Origin of the sequence: Pseudomonas sp. 58 R 12 (assembly GCF_900005865.1) — a bacterium.
Taxonomy (GTDB): Bacteria; Pseudomonadota; Gammaproteobacteria; order Pseudomonadales; family Pseudomonadaceae; genus Aquipseudomonas; species Aquipseudomonas tritici.
The window spans coordinates 271098-290303 of the sequence record NZ_CVTP01000026.1 but is presented as its reverse complement, the minus strand read 5'-3'; the positions used below and the strand labels follow the sequence as shown (position 1 = coordinate 290303).

The 19206-nt window shown below is 62.6% G+C and carries 21 protein-coding genes; 19 read left to right on the top strand and 2 right to left on the bottom strand.

The features are described from left to right. The coding region (locus tag BFP95_RS24120; protein ID WP_065909028.1) for an IS110 family transposase at nt 1–797 on the bottom strand (797 nt) is incomplete at its 3' end. 317 nt (nt 798–1114) lie between these two features. After that, a complete protein-coding gene (locus BFP95_RS24115) occupies nt 1115–1885 on the bottom strand; it encodes a ParA family protein (protein ID WP_049710378.1) in 771 nt (256 codons plus the stop codon). Nucleotides 1886–2189: 304 nt separating this feature from the next. On the opposite strand from BFP95_RS24115, the gene BFP95_RS24110 reads away from it, so the two are divergent. The 19 genes from BFP95_RS24110 to BFP95_RS24020 all read left to right on the top strand — a co-directional run bounded on the left by BFP95_RS24110 (nt 2190) and on the right by BFP95_RS24020 (nt 19181). Continuing rightward, entirely contained in the window at nt 2190–2909 is a 720-nt protein-coding gene (locus BFP95_RS24110) for a beta-ketoacyl synthase chain length factor (protein ID WP_065879844.1), read from the top strand. Continuing rightward, nucleotides 2885–3697 carry a lysophospholipid acyltransferase family protein gene (locus BFP95_RS24105; RefSeq protein ID WP_065875703.1) on the top strand — a complete coding sequence of 271 codons (813 nt, stop codon included), beginning with the start codon at nt 2885–2887 and terminating at the stop codon, nt 3695–3697. The genes BFP95_RS24110 and BFP95_RS24105 overlap by 25 nt, the downstream gene beginning before the upstream one ends. Beyond that, entirely contained in the window at nt 3675–3944 is a 270-nt protein-coding gene (locus tag BFP95_RS24100; protein WP_065875704.1) for a phosphopantetheine-binding protein, read from the top strand. The genes BFP95_RS24105 and BFP95_RS24100 overlap by 23 nt, the downstream gene beginning before the upstream one ends. A gap of 9 nt (nt 3945–3953) precedes the next feature. Then, nucleotides 3954–4208 (top strand): acyl carrier protein, encoded by a 255-nt coding sequence (locus tag BFP95_RS24095; RefSeq protein ID WP_003187949.1) that lies wholly within the window; start codon nt 3954–3956, stop codon nt 4206–4208. Next, a complete protein-coding gene (locus BFP95_RS24090; RefSeq protein ID WP_065875705.1) occupies nt 4205–4750 on the top strand; it encodes a COG4648 family protein in 546 nt (181 codons plus the stop codon). The genes BFP95_RS24095 and BFP95_RS24090 overlap by 4 nt, the downstream gene beginning before the upstream one ends. Then, nucleotides 4747–6417: an acyl-CoA synthetase family protein gene (locus BFP95_RS24085; RefSeq protein ID WP_065910821.1), complete on the top strand. Its 1671-nt coding sequence runs from the start codon at nt 4747–4749 to the stop codon at nt 6415–6417. Before BFP95_RS24090 ends, BFP95_RS24085 begins: the two co-directional genes overlap by 4 nt. Nucleotides 6418–6512: 95 nt before the next feature. Beyond that, nucleotides 6513–7247, top strand: a complete 735-nt coding sequence (locus BFP95_RS24080; protein ID WP_065875707.1) for a glycosyltransferase family 2 protein — start codon at nt 6513–6515, stop codon at nt 7245–7247. Next, nucleotides 7244–8179: an LpxL/LpxP family acyltransferase gene (locus BFP95_RS24075; RefSeq protein WP_065875708.1), complete on the top strand. Its 936-nt coding sequence runs from the start codon at nt 7244–7246 to the stop codon at nt 8177–8179. The genes BFP95_RS24080 and BFP95_RS24075 overlap by 4 nt, the downstream gene beginning before the upstream one ends. Continuing rightward, nucleotides 8163–9704: an HAL/PAL/TAL family ammonia-lyase gene (gene hutH, locus BFP95_RS24070; RefSeq protein WP_175402999.1), complete on the top strand. Its 1542-nt coding sequence runs from the start codon at nt 8163–8165 to the stop codon at nt 9702–9704. The genes BFP95_RS24075 and hutH overlap by 17 nt, the downstream gene beginning before the upstream one ends. Beyond that, nucleotides 9697–10125 carry an acyl-CoA thioesterase gene (locus BFP95_RS24065; protein WP_065910820.1) on the top strand — a complete coding sequence of 143 codons (429 nt, stop codon included), beginning with the start codon at nt 9697–9699 and terminating at the stop codon, nt 10123–10125. The genes hutH and BFP95_RS24065 overlap by 8 nt, the downstream gene beginning before the upstream one ends. Beyond that, entirely contained in the window at nt 10119–10817 is a 699-nt protein-coding gene (locus tag BFP95_RS24060) for an outer membrane lipoprotein carrier protein LolA (RefSeq protein ID WP_065910819.1), read from the top strand. Before BFP95_RS24065 ends, BFP95_RS24060 begins: the two co-directional genes overlap by 7 nt. Then, nucleotides 10807–13119, top strand: coding sequence for an MMPL family transporter (locus BFP95_RS24055; protein ID WP_065910818.1), 2313 nt, complete (start codon nt 10807–10809; stop codon nt 13117–13119). The genes BFP95_RS24060 and BFP95_RS24055 overlap by 11 nt, the downstream gene beginning before the upstream one ends. 47 nt (nt 13120–13166) lie before the next feature. Then, the gene (locus BFP95_RS24050; RefSeq protein WP_065875713.1) at nt 13167–14399 is read left to right on the top strand and encodes an NAD(P)/FAD-dependent oxidoreductase; all 1233 of its coding nucleotides are present in this window, start codon (nt 13167–13169) and stop codon (nt 14397–14399) included. Next, complete coding sequence (locus tag BFP95_RS24045; protein WP_065875714.1) at nt 14396–15130, top strand: class I SAM-dependent methyltransferase; 735 nt, start codon at nt 14396–14398, stop codon at nt 15128–15130. Before BFP95_RS24050 ends, BFP95_RS24045 begins: the two co-directional genes overlap by 4 nt. Continuing rightward, nucleotides 15127–15609, top strand: a complete 483-nt coding sequence (locus BFP95_RS24040; protein WP_065875715.1) for a hypothetical protein — start codon at nt 15127–15129, stop codon at nt 15607–15609. Before BFP95_RS24045 ends, BFP95_RS24040 begins: the two co-directional genes overlap by 4 nt. Beyond that, the gene (locus tag BFP95_RS24035; RefSeq protein ID WP_065910817.1) at nt 15606–16772 is read left to right on the top strand and encodes a beta-ketoacyl-[acyl-carrier-protein] synthase family protein; all 1167 of its coding nucleotides are present in this window, start codon (nt 15606–15608) and stop codon (nt 16770–16772) included. The genes BFP95_RS24040 and BFP95_RS24035 overlap by 4 nt, the downstream gene beginning before the upstream one ends. Beyond that, nucleotides 16769–17230 carry an ApeP family dehydratase gene (locus tag BFP95_RS24030; protein ID WP_065910816.1) on the top strand — a complete coding sequence of 154 codons (462 nt, stop codon included), beginning with the start codon at nt 16769–16771 and terminating at the stop codon, nt 17228–17230. The genes BFP95_RS24035 and BFP95_RS24030 overlap by 4 nt, the downstream gene beginning before the upstream one ends. Continuing rightward, the gene (gene fabG / locus BFP95_RS24025) at nt 17227–17955 is read left to right on the top strand and encodes a 3-oxoacyl-ACP reductase FabG (protein WP_065875718.1); all 729 of its coding nucleotides are present in this window, start codon (nt 17227–17229) and stop codon (nt 17953–17955) included. The genes BFP95_RS24030 and fabG overlap by 4 nt, the downstream gene beginning before the upstream one ends. Next, complete coding sequence (locus tag BFP95_RS24020; RefSeq protein WP_065875719.1) at nt 17955–19181, top strand: beta-ketoacyl-ACP synthase; 1227 nt, start codon at nt 17955–17957, stop codon at nt 19179–19181. Before fabG ends, BFP95_RS24020 begins: the two co-directional genes overlap by 1 nt. Nucleotides 19182–19206 lie beyond the last annotated feature (25 nt).

Here is a 19206-nt window from a genome sequence, read left to right as displayed (position 1 = left end):
AACTCAGGCTGAAACCGGATCACTGACCAACAGGCCATATACAGTGAGCGCCTCGCGGCGAACCTGCCGCCGCTGATATGACGCTTGCCTTTGTGCTTGCCGCTATCGTCGTTGTAGGGCGCAGTGCCGCTCAATGCTGCAATCTGATGTCTACCCACCTCGCCTAGCTCCGGAAGATAGGACATCAAGCTGGCCGCTGTAACAAGTCCTATGCCTTTGACTGAGCACAGAAGGGCTACTTTTTTACGATCCAGACGTTCTGTACTTTGGCGGATCAGGCTTTCCAGCTCCTTCAGCACTTTTTGCAAATAGTCGATATGACTCTGCAGCGCAGGCTTGACCACGTCAGAGGAGGCCGTTTTAAGCCGCCGTTTGTCGTCATCTCTTTGCTGAACAAAGTGCTCTCGCTGTTGGACTAGGGCGCGCAAATCATCCTGCTCGGCGCTGGTAACCCGGCTATCGGGCGATTTGATGACCGCTGCGAACTGCGCAAGAAGGCGTGCATCTATCGGATCGGTTTTGGCTTGTTGCCCCATAGCCCGGGCAAAGCTTTTGGCTCGGCAAGGGTTGATCCGTATGACTTCAAAGCCCGCAGCTTGAAGCGCTTTCATGACTTTGCGCTCGTAACCGCCAGTGGCCTCCAGCAACACTCGACCCACGCGATGCAGGGTTAGCCATCCAATTAACCCAGGAAAATCACTCTGCGAATTGGAACAACTCATCGCTACATCCAGTTGATCAACCCGAATCTCGAGGCTACCGCTGGAGACATCAATACCTGCTGGATAGGAAAACATAGCCAAATCCTCTTACACTCAAGGTGAGAGCGCTCTGGCTTGGCCCACGCTTGTAACTGTTCGAGGTGGGCTCGTTCAACTGTTCGGGCTCAATGACCAGAGTGGAGAGGTGAGTGACAGCATGGGCTCCCACACGTGCTTTAAGCACTTCGGGCATTCAGCTTGTCACTCACCGCTCTCACCTTCAGTTTAAGCCTGGTTCAAGACACAAGCGGGCTTGCTCGCGAAAGCGGTGTGTCAGTCGCTGCATTAGCTGACTGAACCACCGCTTTCGCGAGCAAGCCCGCTCCCACAGGGGTTTTGTGTTGTCTTTCAGGTCACGCGTTTTCCAGCAGGTTATGCAATTCCACAAACTGCTGCGTCAGCTTATGCCGTGGGTCCAGATGGATCAGCGGCTTGTTCTCCTGATGCGACTCACGCATGCGCACGGAGCTGGTCAGGTACACCGGCAGCACCGGCAACCCTTCTGCAATCAACTCATCGAGCATCTGCTGCGGCAAGCTCGCTCGCGCCTGGAACTGGTTGACCACGATACCTTCCACTTCCAGGCCTTCGTTGTGGTCTTCCTTCAATTCTTCGATTTCAGCCAGCAGGCCGTACAGTGCCTGACGGGAGAAGCTGTCGCAATCAAACGGGATCAGCACGCGATCGGCAGCAATCAGCGCCGAAACCGCATAAAAATTCAGCGCCGGCGGCGTATCCAGGTAAATCCGGTCGTAGTCTTCGCTCAGTTCGTCCAACAGCTTTCGCAGCTTGTTGATCTTGTGCTTGGCTTCAAGCTTGGGCTGCAGGTCTGCCAATTCCGCAGTGGCGGTGATCACATGCAGGTTGTCGAAGGGGGTTTCGTAGATATCGACTTTGTTTTTCTTGGAAAACGGCCCGGAAGACAGGGTTTGCTTGAAAAAATCCGCGATACCCATGGGGATGTCGTCGCCGGTCAGCCCTGTGAGGTATTGGGTTGAGTTGGCTTGTGCATCGAGGTCCACCAACAGGGTTCGATAGCCTTCACTGGCGCTGACCGCCGCCAGGTTGCAGGCAATGCTGGACTTGCCAACGCCGCCTTTTTGATTGAACACCACGCGCCGCATGGAAAAACCTCCGTGTATCAATGAATGCCCGAGTGTAGAGGGCTTAAGCGAATGTTCGCTACCTCGTTCATCCATCCCCGACAAACGAACAGGACCGGTCCGACAACCCAACCCAGCGCCCGGTGAAGGACAATCTGTAAATCTTTCCCGCCCAACTGTAATCAGCTGTGAACAATTTTTTACCAATATTTGCTAGAACCCCACGGCACCCGGATAATGCGCGCCATTCGGCTATTGCTCCCTGTCCCGGTATTCGGGGCCAAAAGTCGCACATGGAAGCCCGCAGGGGCGGGATACCTTCTCAGTGATCACTTTCAACATCGCCCAATGGCGCGCTTGGGCCCCTGGCCTGGAAAGCGCGGATGAATGGCGTGCCTGGTGCCAGGCACCGGTGTCTCTGCCTGCCAGCGAAGCCTGCCCCGACGTCTCGTTCCTGCCAGCCATGCAACGTCGCCGCCTGAGCCGCCTGGCGCGCATGGCGTTCAGCGTAGGCTGGCCGCTGGCCGAGGGCCTGCAGGACTTGCCACTGGTGTTTGTTTCCCGGCATGGCGAGACGCCGCGCACCCTCGATATTCTCAGCGACCTGGCCAACGACCAGCCACTGTCGCCAACCCAGTTCAGCCTGTCGGTGCATAACGCGGTGATTGGCCTGTGGTCGATCCTGCGCAATGAAACCAGCGAAATGACCGCCCTCGCGGCCGCGGGCGATGGCCTGGAACACGGCATGCTCGAGGCCGCCGCGCTGCTCAACGAAGGCGCGCCGGCCGTTTTGCTGGTGATTACCGAAGAACAGCCGCCCGAGGCCTACGCCAGCTGGATCGTTGACGTACCCTTTCCTTACGCCCTCGGCCTGTTGCTGACACCGGGCGACGAGTGGCAGTTGGAACTCAGCACCAGCACTGTCCAACTCACTCAAACCCAGTGGCCCCACGCCCTGAACCTGCTGCGCACCCTGCTCAACGAACAGGTCGCCTGCCAACATGCCTGGAAGAACCGCGTATGGAACTGGCAACGCAAACCCTGAACGATAAACCGCGGGACGCCTACTATTGGCGCCTGTTCGCCACCGCCGCCAGCTTCGCGCTGTTTGGCTTCGGTGGGCTGTGCCTGCGGTTGCTGGTGTTTCCCCTGCTCAGTTGCCTGCCGGGCAGCGCGGCAAGCCACCGACGCCGCGCCCGCCACACCATCAGCTGGCTGTTCTGGTTCTTTATTCGCTTGATGCAACGCGCCGGCGTGCTCACCTATAGCGTCGACGGCGCGGAAAAACTTGGGCGCCCGGGCCAGATGATCATCGCCAACCACCCGTCGCTGATCGATGTGGTGTTTCTGATCGGCCTGGTGCGCCAGGCCAATTGCGTGGTCAAGCAGAGCCTGTGGCAGAACCCCTTTACCCGCGGGCCGGTGCGCGACGCGGGCTACATCAGCAACGACGGCAGCGCTGAAATGCTCGATGCCGCCGCCGATGCCCTGCGCGCAGGCCAGACCCTGATCATTTTCCCCGAGGGCACCCGCACCACACCCGGCGCGGCGCCTGCCTTTCATCGCGGCGGCGCCGCCATTGCGCTGCGGGGTGCGACAATCATCACCCCCGTGGTGATCAAGGTCAGCCCCACGACGCTGACCAAGGCCGAACCCTGGTATCGCATCCCAAAATGCCGCGTGCACTTCAGTTTGCGGGTGGGTGCCGATATAGAACCACAGGCGTTCGCATCACTGGGCCCCGCGCCCCAAGCCTCACGCAAGCTCAACGATTACCTGCACCACTATTTTTTTAAGGAGCTCGCCGAAGATGAGCGACAGACACCGCCTTGAGCACGACATAAAGATGCTGATCATCGAGGCACTGGGCCTGGAAGACATCAGCGTCGACGACATCGGTAGCGAGCAAACCCTGTTCGGCGAAGGCCTCGGCCTGGATTCGGTAGACGCCCTGGAATTGGGCCTGGCGATCCAGAAAAAGTACGGCATCAAGATCGATGCCGACGCCAAGGACACCCGTAATCACTTCACCAACGTGGCCAGCCTTGCGGCGTACGTCACGGACAGACAGGCAGCTTGAGACCGGACCATGCAGACTCGTGACGATATCTTCAACACCTTGCGCGATGCCTTGGTGGAACTGTTTGAACTGCCGCCGGAACGCGTCACCCTGGACGCCAACCTGTACCAGGACCTGGAAATCGACAGCATCGACGCCGTCGACTTGATCGACCATATCAAGCGCCAGACCGGCAAGAAGATCGCCGCCGAAGAATTCAAGGCGGTGCGGACTGTGAACGACGTGGTTGAGGCGGTGTACCGTCTGGTCCAGCCGGCCGCATGAGCCGGCTGATCGGCCTTGGCCTGTTGCTGGCGGGGCTGCTGTACCCATTTGCGGTGTATTACGGCACCGAGCACTTTGCACCGTGGCAATTCGGCCTGCTGCTCGGCAGCCTGTGGCTGTTGCGTGGGCTGACCGGTGCCCGACGCCCCGGCAGCCGCTGGATGGCGTTGGCGATCATCGTGTTTTGTTTAGCGTTGGCCTGGTTCGATAACCCGCAACTGTTGCGCTGGTACCCGAGCCTGGTCAGCGCGTTCATGTTGTCGCTGTTCGGTTTGAGCCTGAAATACGGCCCACCGATGGTCGAGCGCCTGGCGCGCATGACCGATCCGGTGTTGCCGCCCCACGCCATTGTGTATACCCGCCAGGTTACCGTGGTGTGGAGCGTGTTTTTTCTGTGTAATGGCCTGCTCGCCGCCGCCCTCACCCTGTGGGCGCCGCTGAGCTGGTGGACGTTGTACAACGGCTTGATCGCCTACGGGCTGATGGGGCTGTTGTTTGCCGTGGAATGGCTGGTACGACAAAGGGTTCGAGGCCGCGTATGAATGGGTTGAAACTTGAGCACTTGCTGCTTGAGCCGCTGCAACAGCGTTTGGTCACCACCGAACCTGAGATGAATCATGCACAGCTGTGGGAGCAGTCCCTGAGCCTGGCGGCGGGCCTGCAAGCGCGGGGTACCCAGCGCCTGGCCGTGTACCTGGAAGATGCCGGCCTGCTGGCAATTGCCCTGCTGGGCGCCTGGCGGGCCGGGGTCAGCGTGCTGCTGCCCGCCGACCTGCAACCTCAGACCCGCCAACGCTGGGACAAGGCCGTTGATGCCTGGCTGACCGACGCGGCTGACCTGGACGCGCTGTTTCAAACACCGCTGAACCCAGCCGCCCTCGATCTGGACACCTGCCAACTGAGCCTGTGCACCTCCGGCTCCAGCGGCGAACCCAAGCGCATCGACAAGACGCTGCGCCAGCTGGCTAACGAAGTTGAGGCGCTGGAAACCCTATGGGGCCCGGACCTTAAAGACGCCTGCATCATCGGCAGCGTGGCCACTCAACATATCTACGGTTTGCTGTTCCGCGTGCTCTGGCCGCTGTGCGCCGGGCGCACCTTTGTGCGCAAGCAGTTGGCTTTCCCTGAAGACATGCAGCGCGCCAGCCGCGAGCACGGACAATTTGCCTGGGTCGCCAGCCCGGCGCTGCTCAAGCGCATGGGCGATAACCTCGACTGGCCGGCACTGAGCCAGGTGTCGCGGGTGTTTTCCTCCGGCGGCGCGCTGCCCGTGGACGCTGCCGGCAGCCTTTACGACCGCTTGCAGCAGTGGCCCACGGAAATCCTCGGCAGCTCGGAAACCGGCGGCATCGCCTGGCGCCAGGGTGCGCAGCCTTGGCAGCCGTTTGCCGACGTGCAACTGAGCCAGGATGCAGACGGCGCGCTGCGCATCGCCTCGAAGTACCTGCCTGACGGGCATATCGAACAGACCGCCGACGCCGCGCGCATTCACGCCGATGGCCGTTTCGAACTGCTGGGCCGCTTGGATCGCATCGTCAAACTGGAAGAAAAACGTATTTCCCTGCCCATGCTGGAACACGCACTGATGGCCCATCCGTGGGTCGCCGAAACCCGCCTGGGCGTGGTGCAGGAAAACCGCGCCTCCCTCGGCGCCCTGGTGGTGCTGAGCGACGAGGGCCTGCATGCCCTGCGCAATCAGGGGCGGCGTACGCTCACCCAAACCCTGCGCCAACACTTGAGCCAACATTGCGAAACGCTGGCTCTGCCGCGTCGCTGGCGTTTGCTGAGGCAGTTACCGCTGAACAGCCAAGGCAAACTGCCCCAGGCCGACATCGAGGCGCTGCTGTTGGCGCCGCGCCCAAAGGCGCCAGAAGTACTGGAGACAGTCGAAGCCAACGGCGAATGGACCGCACAACTGAGCGTCCCGCCGGACCTGGCCTATTTCAGCGGGCACTTCCCGGTCACGCCGGTGTTGCCGGGCGTGGTGCAGGTGGAATGGGCGTTCAACCTGGGCCAGCAACTGCTCGATTTGCCGCCGACCTTTGCCGGAATGGAAGTGCTCAAGTTCCAGCAACTGGTACGCCCCGGCGACGCAATCGAGCTGCACCTGCGCTTCGACCGGGAGCGCGGCAAGTTGTACTTCGCCTACCGCAACGGCGTCGCCGCCTGCTCCAGCGGCCGAATAATGCTGGAGATGCCAAGTGAGTAGGATGATCTCGGTCGCCTATGCTGGGGCTACTTCGCAGCCCTACGGGAGCAAGCTCCCTCGCCACAGGGATCGCGGCCAATTTCAGGAGCAAAGTCATGCATAACCCTTGCGCCTTGATCCCGGTCTACAACCACGAAGCCGCCGTACCCGCCGTGGTCCACAGCCTGTTGAACAGCGGCCTGCCTTGCCTGCTGGTCGACGACGGCAGCAGCGCGGCCTGCGCGGCCGTGCTGGCGCAGCTTGCCACCCTGGATAACGTCACCCTGCTCACCCTGCCCCACAACCAGGGCAAAGGCGGCGCGGTGATGGCCGGCTTTCGCGAAGCCGCACGCCTGGGCTTCAGCCACGCGCTGCAAGTGGACGCCGACGGCCAGCACGACCTGCGCGAAGTCGAGACGTTTATCGACACCTCGCGCAGGCACCCCGATGCGATTATCTGCGGCTACCCCGAATACGACGACAGCGTGCCCAAGGGCCGTTTGTACGCGCGCTACCTGACCCACGTGTGGGTGTGGATCAACACCTTGTCGCTGCAGATTCGCGACTCGATGTGCGGCTTTCGCGTGTACCCACTGGCGCCGGTGCTGACGCTGATGGACTCGGCCTACATCGGCACACGCATGGACTTCGACTCCGACATCCTGGTGCGCCTGGCCTGGCGCAACCAGCCAATGCGCTGGCTGCCCACCCAGGTGCACTACCCCGCCGACGGCTTGTCGCACTTTCGTTTGTTCCGCGACAACGTCCGTATCTCGGCCATGCACACCCGGCTGTTCTTCGGCATGCTGATCCGTGCACCGATGATCCTGTGGCGACGGTGGCAGGCATGAGCGACAGCAATAAACACTGGGCTGACCGTGAGGAACGCGGCAGCTATTGGCTGATGAAGCTCACGGCCTTCGCCGCCAAAGTACTCGGCCGTCGGGTGTTGAGCCCGCTGCTGTACGGGATCGTCCTGTACTTCTTCCTGTTCGGCCGCACGGCGCGCCAGAGTGCCTGGCAATACCAGCAACGCCTGGCCGACTGGAGCGGGCGTGATGACCTGCGCCCCACCCACAGGAAAGTCTTCGGTCAGTTCATGGCGTTTGCGGACTCAATGCTCGATAAGCTCGACGTGTGGAACGGCAAATTGCGCCTGGAGCAGATCGACATCAACGACCCGGCGCAATTGCGCGGGCAACTGCGCGGTGAACGTGGGCAGATGCTGGTGGGCGCGCACCTGGGCAACCTCGAAGTGTGCCGCGCCCTCGCGGAGATCGGTGAAAAAGTCACCATGAACGTGCTGGTGCACACCAAGCACGCCGAACAATTCAACCGCCTGCTGGGCGAAGCCGGCGCGAGCCACTTGCGCCTGATCCAGGTCAGCGAGCTGGACCCGGCCACCATGCTGCTGCTCAGCCAGCGCCTGGACGACGGCGAGTGGCTGGCGATTGCCGGCGACCGCGTGCCGCTGCACGGTGGGCGCACGGTGCGCGTGGACTTCCTCGGCCATGACGCCGCCTTCCCCCAAGGCCCCTGGCTGCTGGCCGGCCTGCTCAAGTGCCCGGTGAACCTGCTGATGTGCCTCAAGCACAACAACCGCTATCGCCTGAGCATTGAACCTTTCACCGAACGGGTCGAATGGAAACGCAACACCCGCGAGCAGGTCATAGCCCTGTGGACCGCACGCTACGCTGCACGCCTGGGCCAGTTTTGCCTGGAAGCGCCCCAACAATGGTTCAACTTTTACCCTTTCTGGAAGACTGATGACGACGCATCTTGAGCCAGTAACCTTTGGCGAACGCGCTTTGCGCATCGAAGACGTGCTGGCCCTGGCCAATCGTCAGGCGCCCACCCAATTGCAAGACGATGCCGCGTATCGCCAGCGCATTGCCAAGGGCGCGCAGTTCCTCGACTCGCTGCTGGACAAGGAAGGCGTGATCTACGGCGTGACCACCGGCTACGGCGATTCCTGCGTGGTAGCGGTGCCGTTGCAGCACGTCGAGGCGCTGCCGCGTCACCTGTACACCTTTCACGGTTGTGGCCTGGGCAAGTTGCTCGACGCCCAAGCGACCCGCGCCGTGCTGGCCGCGCGTTTGCAGTCGCTGTGCCACGGCGTGTCCGGTGTGCGCGTGGAACTGCTCGAGCGCCTGCATGCCTTCCTTGAACACGACGTGCTGCCGCTGATCCCGGAAGAGGGCTCGGTGGGCGCCAGCGGTGACCTGACACCGCTGTCCTACGTGGCCGCGACCCTGTCCGGCGAGCGCGAAGTGATGTTCCGTGGCGAACGCCGCCAGGCTGCCGACGTGCACCGTGAGCTGGGCTGGGAACCGCTGGTACTGCGGCCCAAGGAAGCGCTGGCGCTGATGAACGGCACCGCTGTGATGACCGGCCTGGCTTGCCTGGCCTTCGCCCGCGCCGACTACCTGCTGCAACTGGCCACGCGCATCACGGCGCTGAACGTGGTGGCGCTGCAAGGCAACCCGGAACACTTCGACGAGCGCCTGTTCGCCGCCAAGCCGCATCCAGGCCAGATGCAAGTCGCCGCCTGGCTGCGCAAAGACCTGGCGATTGATGCGCCTACCGCCCCCCTGCATCGCCTGCAAGACCGTTATTCGCTGCGCTGCGCGCCCCACGTGCTTGGCGTGCTGGCCGACAGCCTGAACTGGCTGCGTTCGTTTATCGAGATCGAGCTGAACAGCGCCAACGACAACCCGATCATCGACGCTGAAGAAGAACGCGTGTTGCACGGCGGGCACTTCTACGGCGGACATATCGCCTTCGCCATGGACAGCCTCAAGACCCTGGTGGCCAACGTTGCCGACCTGCTCGACCGCCAACTCGCGCTGCTGGTGGACGTGCGCTACAACCACGGCCTGCCGAGCAACCTGTCCGGCGCCCCGGCTGACCGCGCGATGATCAACCATGGCTTCAAGGCCGTGCAGATCGGCACCAGCGCCTGGACCGCCGAAGCGCTGAAAAACACCATGCCGGCCAGCGTGTTCTCGCGCTCCACCGAGTGCCATAACCAAGACAAGGTGAGCATGGGCACCATCGCCGCACGCGATGCGATCCGCGTGCTGGAGCTGACCGAACAGGTCGCCGCCGCTACCTTGCTCGCCGCCAACCAAGGCGTTTGGCTGCGTGCCCAGGCCGAGGATGCGCGCGCGCTGCCACCGGCATTGGCGGCGATGCACGAAGCACTCGCCAAAGACTTCCCGCCGGTCATCGAAGACCGTGCCCTGGAAGGTGAACTGCGCCTGTGCCTGCAACGCATCGCCGAGCAACACTGGAGGCTGCATGCGTAGCCCCGGTGTGCTGCATTGCGACACTGAAATCCTCGTGCCGTTTTTTGACGTCGACACCATGAATGTCGTGTGGCACGGGCATTACGTGAAGTACCTGGAAGTGGCGCGCTGCGCGCTGCTGGACCAGATCGGCCATAACTACACGGCGATGCTCGAGTCCGGCTACGCCTGGCCAGTGATCGACATGCAACTGCGTTACGTGCGCGGTGCTGTGTTCGGCCAGACCATTAACGTGCGCGCCAGCCTGGTGGAGTGGGAGAACCGCTTGAAGGTCAATTACCTGATCACCGACCTCGCCAGCGGCGAGCGTTTGACCCGTGCCAGTACTGTGCAAGTGGCGGTGGAAGTTGCCAGCCGTGAGATGCAATTGGCCTCGCCCAAAATATTCACCGACGCCGTAGAAAGGGCCTTGAAATGCTGACCCCTGTGGGAGCGGGCTTGCCCGCGAAGATCGTCAACGATAACGCAATCAGCCTGACACTCCGCAGCGTCCTCAGGTTCTTCGCGAGCAAGTCGAATCGTCGCACCGCCGCTCCCACATTGATCGGGTTGTTCCTGAGTTTCAGCGCACACGCCTTCGACCTGCAACAACTCAGCGACCAGCTTGCAAAACCCTCCGTGATCCACGGCAGCTTCACCCAGGAAAAACACCTGCGCGCCCTGCCCCAACCCTTGGTCAGCAAAGGCACCTTCGTCCTCGCCAAGGACCACGGCCTGCTGTGGCTGCTGAAAACCCCGTTGCAACAGGACTACCGCATCAGCGCCCAAGGCATTGCCCGCCGCGACGCCAACGGCTGGCAACTGCTGCCCAACAAGAGCGCCGGCGCCGAGCAGAACCGCTTGTTCCTCGCCGTGCTCCAGGGCGACAGCAGTGGCTTGCAGCGTGACTTCGAGTTGCAGCTGCAAGGCGAGTCCAAGCAGTGGCAATTCACCCTGATCCCCCGCTCGCTGCTGCTCAAGCAAGTCTTCACCCGGATCAATATCGACGGCGGCGATCTGGTGCAAAAAATCGAATTGCTCGAAACCCAAGGCGACAGCACCGTGCTGCGCATGCAGGACAGCACTGCCAACCAGCCGTTGAGCGACGCGGAGCAACACGACTTTGCCCAGTGAGCGCCTGCTGCCGCGCCTTTTCCTGATCCTGCTGGTGGCGGTGCTTGCGCTGGCCGGCTGGCAGTGGCGCCACGGCGCGCCGTTGTCCGCCAACCTGATGGAGCTGGTGCCGGGCAACACGCCGGACGCCCTTGAGCAACAAGCCGAACAGCGCATGCAGGAACCGCTTAACCGCCAAATACTCGTGCTGGTGGGCCATGCCGACCGCCAACAAGCGGTCGCCGTGGCGCAACAATTGGGCGAGCGCTGGCAGGCCAGCGGGTTGTTTGAAAAGGTGCAGTGGAACCTGCAAGCCGACTTGCCGGCGCTACGCGAGCAATTGCTGCGCGGTCGCCTGGCGATGCTCTCGGCCAAGGACCGCGAGCAACTGATCAACCAGCCCGACGCGTTTATCCAGCAACGCGTGCAAGCCCTGTTCGACCCCTTTACCGGGTTCAGCCTGGTGCCGAGCCAGGATGACTGGCTGGGGCTGACCGGGCGTATCCAAAACAGCCAGCCGCAACAAGGCGCCGTGCAATTGGATATCGGCAGCGGCGCGTTGGTCGCCGACGCCGACGGCAAGCGTTGGGTGCTGCTGCGTGCGAGCACCACCGGCAACGCCTTTGACATGAACCTGCCGCTGCAAGTGGCGGACTTGCTCCAGGCCAGCCGCGAGCAGGCCAGTCAGCAAGGCGCGCAACTGCTCGCCGCCAGTGGCTTGCTGTATGCGGCCAATGGTCAGCAGCAAGCCACGCGGGAAATCACCTGGGTCGGCGGCGGCGCTACCGTCGGCATCCTGTTACTGCTGTTGCTGGCGTTCCGACGCTGGCGCGTGTTGCTGGCTTTTGTACCGGTGCTGGTGGGCATGTTGTTTGGCGCGGTGGCCTGTGTGGCGCTGTTCGGGCACATGCATGTGATGACCTTGGTGCTCGGCTCCAGCCTGATCGGCGTGGCGGTGGATTACCCGCTGCACTACCTGTCGAAAAGCTGGAGCATGCGCCCATGGCGCAGCTGGCCGGCGTTGCGCCTGACCTTGCCCGGCCTGAGCCTGAGCCTGGCGACCAGTTGCATCGGTTACCTGGCGCTGGCGTGGACGCCGTTCCCGGCGTTGACACAGATCGCGGTGTTCTCCGCCGCCGGCCTGGTGGGCGCTTATTTGTCCGCCGTATGCCTGTTGCCGGCACTGCTCAAGGGCGTCGAGCTGCGCCCGGCGCAATGGCCGCTGCGGATAGCCGAAGGCCTGTGGCGGCTGCGCGCCTCGCTGCTCAAGCGTGTGCCGAGCCCGGTCTTGCTGGCGCTGCTGGTGCTGTTTTGCGCCGGTGGCTTGTGGCAGTTGAACAGCAAAAACGATATCCGCCAGTGGATCGGCGCGCCGCCGCAATTGCTGGAAGAAGCACAGGCCGTCGCGCGGATTACCGGGTTCCAACCCACCAGCCAGTTTTTCCTGGTGCGGGCGCAGGATCAGCAGCAGTTGCTGAAGCGCCAGCGCGCACTGGCGCAGCGCCTGGATCAATTGGTGAACATGGATAAGCTCAAGGGCTATCTGGCGCTCAATCAACTGGTCAGCCTGCCCGCCGAGCAGCAACAAGTGCGCGACGCATTGAATAAACTGCCGCAGCACTGGCAGCCATTGCTGGACCTTGGCGTACCGGCCAGCGCCCTGCAAGCCGAGGTGACGCAACTGCAAGCGTTGCCTACGCAGGATATCGACGCCGCACTGGCAGGCCCATTGGCCGAGCCTTGGCGCACCCTGTGGCTGGGCCCGGTGGACGGCGGCGTGGCGGCAATGGTTAGCCTGCAAGGTTTGAACAACCCGGCGCTGCTGCGGGTGCAAGCAGTGGATTTACCCGGCGTGCAACTGGTGGACCGCCTGGGCGACTTGAACCGGGTGTTCGCCGACACGCAAATCAGCGCCGCCGAATTGAAATTGATGTCCTGCGTGCTGATCGTGCTCTTGCTGATCCTGCCGTTCGGTTTTGGCGGTGCCTTGCGCATTGTCGCCCTGCCGCTGCTGGCGGCGCTGTGCAGCCTGGCCAGCCTCGGTTGGCTGGGCCAGCCGCTGACGCTGTTCAGCCTGTTCGGCTTGCTGCTGGTCACGGCGATCAGCGTCGACTACGCGATCCTGATGCGCGAGCAGATCGGCGGGCCGGCGGTCAGCCTGCTAGGCACACTGCTGGCGGCGCTGACGACCTGGTTGTCGTTTGGCCTGCTGGCCGTGTCCAGTACACCGGCAGTGAGTAATTTCGGCTTATCGGTCAGCCTGGGCCTGGCATTCAGCTTTATGCTGGCACCCTGGGCCGGGCAACAGAAGCACGCCTTATGAATGTGATTAATGCCAATGTGGCAAGGAGCCCTCGTGCCCACAGTTGAATGGAACGTCGCCAGGTGGTGGTGATCGGTGCCGGTCCGTCCGGGGCCATCGCCGCCGCGCTGTTAAAGCGCAAAGGGCATGATGTATTGATCATCGAGCGCCAGCATTTTCCACGCTTCTCGATTGGCGAAAGCCTGCTGTCCCACTGCATCGACTTTATCGAAGAAGCCGGCATGCTCGACGCCGTACAGGCGGCGGGTTTCCAGGTGAAAACAGGTGCCGCATTCGCCTGGGGCGAGCGCTACAGCGCGTTTGATTTCAGCGATACGTTCAGCAACGGCAAGCCCACCACCTTTCAGGTGCAGCGCGGCGAGTTCGACAAGTTGCTGGCGGATCAGGCAGCCGTGCAGGGCGTAGAGATCCGCTACGGCGAAACCATCGTCGGTGTGGATTTCAGCGGCGAGTGCCGCTACCTGCACGTACGTCGCGAAAACGGCAGCGAGTACCACCTCAAGGCCAAGTTCGTGCTCGACGCCAGCGGCTATGGCCGTGTGTTGCCGCGCCTGCTGGACCTGGACGTACCGTCGACTTTTCCGGTGCGCCAGGCCGTATTCACGCATGTTGCAGACCACATCGAACACCCAGGCTTCGACCGCACCAAGATCCTCGTGACCACCCACCCGACCCAGCGCGATATCTGGTTCTGGACCATCCCGTTCAGCAACGGCCGCTGCTCGGTGGGCGTGGTTGCGGCCAAGGAGCATTTCGACGGCCGCGACGGCGACCTCGATGCCTGTCTGCGCGGCTTTATCGATGAAACCCCAAGCCTGTCCGGCGTGCTGCAAAACGCTGTGTGGGATACGCCGGCGCGCACCATCGGCGGCTATTCGGCCAACGTCAAAACCCTGCACGGCCCGGGCTTTGCGCTGCTGGGCAACGCGGCGGAGTTCCTCGACCCGGTGTTCTCCTCGGGTGTGACCATCGCCATGCGTTCGGCGAGCATGGCCGTCGGTGTGCTGCACCGTCAGCTCAAAGGCGAAACCGTCGACTGGCAAACCGAGTTCGCCGCCCCGTTGAAACGGGGTGTCGACACGTTTCGCTGCTACGTCGAAGGCTGGTACGCCGGGACCTTCCAGGATGTGATTTTCCATCCGAGCAGCTCGCCGGAGATTCGTCGGATGATCAGTGCGATCCTCGCCGGTTACGCGTGGGATGAGCGCAACCCGTTTGTGAGTGAGCCCAAACGGCGGCTGCGGATGTTGTCGGAGATTTGTGCGAGTGAACCGGTATGAGCAGCCAGTATTTAAGTAAGCACTACGTCGAAGAAACCAAATTCGGCCTCTGGTTCCTGCGCAGTCACACCTGGCAGCATCGCGTGTTACGCGTGGCGATCAACGACTTGCGCAGCCTGTTCACGGAGCCATTGCCTGAGGCGCCGGTATTGCTGGATGCCGGTTGCGGGCAGGGCAAATCCTTCACGCTGTTGCAGCAGGTATTTGCGCCTTCACGGTTGATCGGCCTGGACGCTGACCCCCACAGCCTGGAGTTGAGCCAGGTTGAGGCCACGCGCCAAGGCTTGAGCGTCGAACTGATCGGCAGCGACTGCGCCACCCTCGACGTGCCGGACGCCAGCGTCGACATCCTGTTCTGCCACCAGACCTTCCACCATCTGGTTGAACAGCACCGCGCCCTCAAAGAGTTCTACCGTGTACTCAAGCCCGGCGGCTATCTGCTGTTTGCTGAGTCCACCGAAGCCTATATCGACACCTGGGTCATCCGTTGGCTGTTTCGCCACCCCATGCACGTGCAGAAAAGCGCCGAAGCGTACCTGCAGATGCTCCGCGAGCAGGGCTTCGAGTTTGGCCCGCAGAACGTCTCGTACCCGTATTTGTGGTGGAGCCGCTCCAGCGACTTCGGCCTGCTCGAGCGCTGGGGCCTGCGCAAGGCGCCGCCAGTGGGCCAGCGCGAAGAAACCCTGGTCAACTGCGTGGCCCGCAAACCCCTGGCGAGTACTGCCCCATGATGCGCATGCTCTTGATCGGCTGTCTGTTGCTGCTGAGCGCCTGCGCCAGCCAGCCACCGCTGCCCGAGAAAACGCCGGCCCTGGCCCTGCCGCTGCAACTGCATGTGCAGCGCCTGGCCGACGGCCAGAGCCAGGACTGGCTGCTGGTGATCCAGCACGAAGGCGCGGCGATTCGGTGGTCGATGATGGACCCGCTGGGCATCCCACAGGCCCGCCAAAAGCTGATCAATGGCGAGTGGCAGGCCGATGGCTTGCTGCCGCCAAATCCGCAGGCCAGGGAGCTGTTTGCCGCATTGCTGTTTGCGCTGACATCGGCAAATGACGTGCGCGCGCTCTACCCCAGCGCGCAGGCGATGGACCTGACGCGCACCCTGCCGGGGCATTGGCAGATCGTGTATCAATCGTCCGAGGTCTTCAGCGTGAACATGACCGGGCAGCCCTTGAGCTACCGCATTACGCCGCTCGGGGCTGCCCGATGACCGCCTACCTCAACGCCCTGGGCATCATCTGCGCCCTCGGCCGTGGCCAGGCCGAAGTCAGCCGCAGCCTGTTTGCCGGTGACTGCTCGGGCATGCGCGCCGAAAGCGGCTGGGTGCCGGAGCGCGTGCTGCCGGTGGCCGGTGTGCGTGGCGAACTGGCGAGCATCCCGGTAGAACTGGGCCAGCAGAGCAGCCGCAATAACCAGTTGTTGCTGGAAGCAGCGTTGCAGATCGAAGACGAGCTCCGCCAGGCGATCAATACCCACGGCGCATCACGGGTTGGTATTGTGCTCGGCACCAGCACCTCGGGCATCGACGAAGCCAGTCGCGGGATTGCCCTTTACCTTCGGGAAAACCAGTTCCCCGGCGACTACGACTACCAGCAACAGGAACTCAGTGCCCCGGCAAACTTCCTCGCCGACTGGCTGCAACTGAGTGGCCCGGCCTACGTGATCTCCACCGCCTGCACCTCCAGCGCCCGCGCGCTGATGAGTGCCCAGCGCCTGCTGGACCTGGGCGTGTGCGATGCGGTGATCTGCGGCGGCGTCGACAGTTTGTGCAAGTTGACCCTCAATGGCTTTACCGCGCTGGATGCCGTGTCGAACCAGCGCTGCAACCCGTTTTCGGCGAACCGCAACGGCATCAATATCGGCGAAGCAGCGGTGTTGTTCCTGATGAGCAAGAAACCGGCGCCGATCGCCCTGTTAGGCAGCGGCGCGAGTTGCGATGCGCACCATATTTCCGCGCCCGAGCCCTCCGGCAAAGGTGCGTTGCAGTCGATGCGCAAGGCGCTCGCCAGCGCAAAGTTGCAGCCCGAACAGATCGGTTATCTGAACCTGCACGGCACCGCCACCCAGCATAACGACGCCATGGAAAGCCTGGCAGTCGCCGGCCTGTTCCCGGAAGGCGTGGCCTGCTCGTCGACCAAACCCATGAGCGGGCATACCCTGGGCGCAGCCGGCGCCCTGGAAGCGGCGTTCTGTTGGTTGAGCCTGGTCCATAAGCGGGTGCCACCGCATGTATGGGACGGCCAGGCCGACCCGGCACTGCCCGCCCTGCAGTGGGCGCAGGCCGCGCAAGCCCTGGAAAAACGCTGCCTGATGAGCAATTCATTTGCCTTCGGCGGCAACAATGTCAGCCTGATTATCGGAGAGGCCCCATGATTGATTGGCCACTCGCCGAACTGCTGCCTCATGCCGGCGACATGATCCTGATCGACCAGGTGCTGTCGTTCGATGAAGAGCAGATTCGTACCCGTGCCACTATCAAGCCCGGCGGCCTGTTCAACCGCCCGGACGGCAGCCTGCCGGCCTGGGTCGGCATCGAGCTGATGGCGCAAAGCGTTGCCGCCTACGCCGGTTGCCACGCGCGCCGCAAAGGTGAAGCCGTGGAACTGGGCTTCCTGCTCGGCACACGTAAGTTCGAGTGCAATGTGGAACACTTCCCGGCAGGTGCCGAGCTGAGCATTCACGGCCTGCGCTCCCTGGAAGACGACAACGGCATGGGTGTGTTCGAATGCCACCTTACCGGCAGCGGTATCCAGGCCAGTGCGCGCTTGAATGTATTTCGACCGCCCCAGGCGGCCACCTATTTAGATGAATCGAAGGACGTATCGCCATGACTGAATCCGTACTGGTCACCGGCTCCAGCCGTGGCATCGGCCGCGCCATCGCGCTGCGCCTGGCACAGGCCGGGCATGACATCGTGCTGCATTGCCGCAGTGGCCGTAGCGACGCCGAGGCGGTACAGGCCGAGGTTGAAGCCCTGGGCCGCCAGGCGCGGGTGCTGCAATTCGATGTGGCGGATCGCGCGACGTGCAAGGAAATCCTTGAAGCCGACGTAGAGCAACACGGCGCCTATTACGGCGTGGTGCTCAACGCAGGTCTGACCCGTGACGGTGCGTTTCCGGCGCTGTCGGAAGACGATTGGGACGTGGTGATGCGCACCAACCTCGACGGTTTCTACAACGTCCTGCACCCGGTGATGATGCCGATGATTCGTCGTCGCGCCGCCGGGCGCATTGTGTGCATCACCTCGGTTTCCGGATTGATCGGCAACCGTGGCCAGGTTAATTACAGTGCCTCCAAAGCCGGGTTGATCGGCGCGGCAAAGGCCCTGGCCATCGAGCTGGGCAAGCGCAAGATCACCGTCAACTGCGTCGCACCCGGCTTGATCGACACCGCGATGCTGGATGAAAACGTACCGGTGGAAGAGCTGATGAAGATGATCCCGGCGCAGCGCATGGGCACGCCTGAAGAGGTGGCCGGCGCAGTGAACTTCCTGATGTCGGCCGAAGCCGGCTATATCACGCGCCAGGTCCTGGCGGTGAATGGAGGCCTGTGCTGATGAAACGCGTCGTCGTCACCGGCATGGCCGGCATGACCTCCCTGGGCGGGGATTGGGCGACCATTTCCGCCAACTTCCGCGCCAACCGCAGCGGCATCCGGCGCATGGACGAGTGGGACCGCTTTACTGAATTGAACACGCGCCTGGCCGGACCGATCGACGATTTTGTCGTGCCCGCGCACTGGACGCGCAAGCAACTGCGCAGCATGGGCCGGGTGTCGCGCCTGGCGGTGTGGGCGGCGGAACAGGCGTTGCAAGACGCCGGTTTACTCGGCGACGAGTCGATCAAGGACGGGCGCATGGGTGTGGCGTGTGGCTCGTCCACCGGCAGCACCGACGAGATCAAGGCGTTCGGCAATATGCTGTTGAACTCGGTCGCCGAGGGGCTGAATGCCAACTCCTACGTGCGCATGATGCCGCACACCACGGCGGCGAATATCAGCATCTTCTTTGGCCTCACCGGGCGGCTGATCCCTACGTCGAGCGCCTGCACCAGCGGCAGCCAGGGCATCGGCTATGCCTATGAAGCGATCAAGTTCGGCCGCCTGCCATTGATGCTCGCCGGCGGCGCCGAGGAACTGTGCCCCACCGAAGCCATGGTGTTCGACGCGCTCTACGCCACCAGCCTGAAAAACGACGCGCCGCAAACCAGCCCACGCCCCTATGACAGCGGCCGCGATGGCCTGGTGATCGGCGAAGGTGGCGGCATGCTGGTGCTCGAAGAACTGGAACATGCCTTGGCGCGGGGTGCGCATATCCACGCCGAGATTGTCGGCTTTGGCAGTAACGCCGACGGCCAGCACACCACCCGTCCGGAGCAGAAAACCATGCGCCGCGCGATGGAGCTGGCTCTTGAAGATGCCGGGCTTGAGCCTTCCGCTATCGGCTACGTGAACGGTCATGGTACTGCCACCGACCAGGGCGACATTGCCGAGACGCAGGCCACCAGCAGCCTGTTCGGCGCCCGCATGCCCATCAGTTCGCAGAAGAGCTTTCTCGGTCACACCTTGGGTGCGTGCGGCGCACTGGAGTCGTGGTTCAGCATCGAGATGATGAACCGCAACCAGTACGTACACACCTTCAACCTGGATTCAGTCGACCCACAATGCGGCGAGCTGGATTACCTGCAAGGTGAATTCCGCGAGATGCACAACGATTACGTGATGAACAACAACTTTGCCTTTGGCGGCGTCAACACCTCGCTGATCTTCCGCCGCTGGTCCTGACTTTTTAATCGATTGGAGAATACGG

Excerpts from the sequence above, each read along its gene's own strand:
- BFP95_RS24115 (WP_049710378.1), bottom strand. The coding sequence starts at position 1,885 with ATGCGGCGCGTGGTGTTCAATCAAAAAGGCGGCGTTGGCAAGTCCAGC.
- BFP95_RS24105 (WP_065875703.1), top strand. The coding sequence starts at position 2,885 with ATGGAACTGGCAACGCAAACCCTGAACGATAAACCGCGGGACGCCTAC.
- BFP95_RS24100 (WP_065875704.1), top strand. The coding sequence starts at position 3,675 with ATGAGCGACAGACACCGCCTTGAGCACGACATAAAGATGCTGATCATC.
- BFP95_RS24095 (WP_003187949.1), top strand. The coding sequence starts at position 3,954 with ATGCAGACTCGTGACGATATCTTCAACACCTTGCGCGATGCCTTGGTG.
- BFP95_RS24090 (WP_065875705.1), top strand. The coding sequence starts at position 4,205 with ATGAGCCGGCTGATCGGCCTTGGCCTGTTGCTGGCGGGGCTGCTGTAC.
- BFP95_RS24085 (WP_065910821.1), top strand. The coding sequence starts at position 4,747 with ATGAATGGGTTGAAACTTGAGCACTTGCTGCTTGAGCCGCTGCAACAG.
- BFP95_RS24080 (WP_065875707.1), top strand. The coding sequence starts at position 6,513 with ATGCATAACCCTTGCGCCTTGATCCCGGTCTACAACCACGAAGCCGCC.
- BFP95_RS24075 (WP_065875708.1), top strand. The coding sequence starts at position 7,244 with ATGAGCGACAGCAATAAACACTGGGCTGACCGTGAGGAACGCGGCAGC.
- hutH (WP_175402999.1), top strand. The coding sequence starts at position 8,163 with ATGACGACGCATCTTGAGCCAGTAACCTTTGGCGAACGCGCTTTGCGC.
- BFP95_RS24065 (WP_065910820.1), top strand. The coding sequence starts at position 9,697 with ATGCGTAGCCCCGGTGTGCTGCATTGCGACACTGAAATCCTCGTGCCG.
- BFP95_RS24060 (WP_065910819.1), top strand. The coding sequence starts at position 10,119 with ATGCTGACCCCTGTGGGAGCGGGCTTGCCCGCGAAGATCGTCAACGAT.
- BFP95_RS24050 (WP_065875713.1), top strand. The coding sequence starts at position 13,167 with ATGGAACGTCGCCAGGTGGTGGTGATCGGTGCCGGTCCGTCCGGGGCC.
- BFP95_RS24045 (WP_065875714.1), top strand. The coding sequence starts at position 14,396 with ATGAGCAGCCAGTATTTAAGTAAGCACTACGTCGAAGAAACCAAATTC.
- BFP95_RS24040 (WP_065875715.1), top strand. The coding sequence starts at position 15,127 with ATGATGCGCATGCTCTTGATCGGCTGTCTGTTGCTGCTGAGCGCCTGC.
- BFP95_RS24035 (WP_065910817.1), top strand. The coding sequence starts at position 15,606 with ATGACCGCCTACCTCAACGCCCTGGGCATCATCTGCGCCCTCGGCCGT.
- BFP95_RS24030 (WP_065910816.1), top strand. The coding sequence starts at position 16,769 with ATGATTGATTGGCCACTCGCCGAACTGCTGCCTCATGCCGGCGACATG.
- fabG (WP_065875718.1), top strand. The coding sequence starts at position 17,227 with ATGACTGAATCCGTACTGGTCACCGGCTCCAGCCGTGGCATCGGCCGC.
- BFP95_RS24020 (WP_065875719.1), top strand. The coding sequence starts at position 17,955 with ATGAAACGCGTCGTCGTCACCGGCATGGCCGGCATGACCTCCCTGGGC.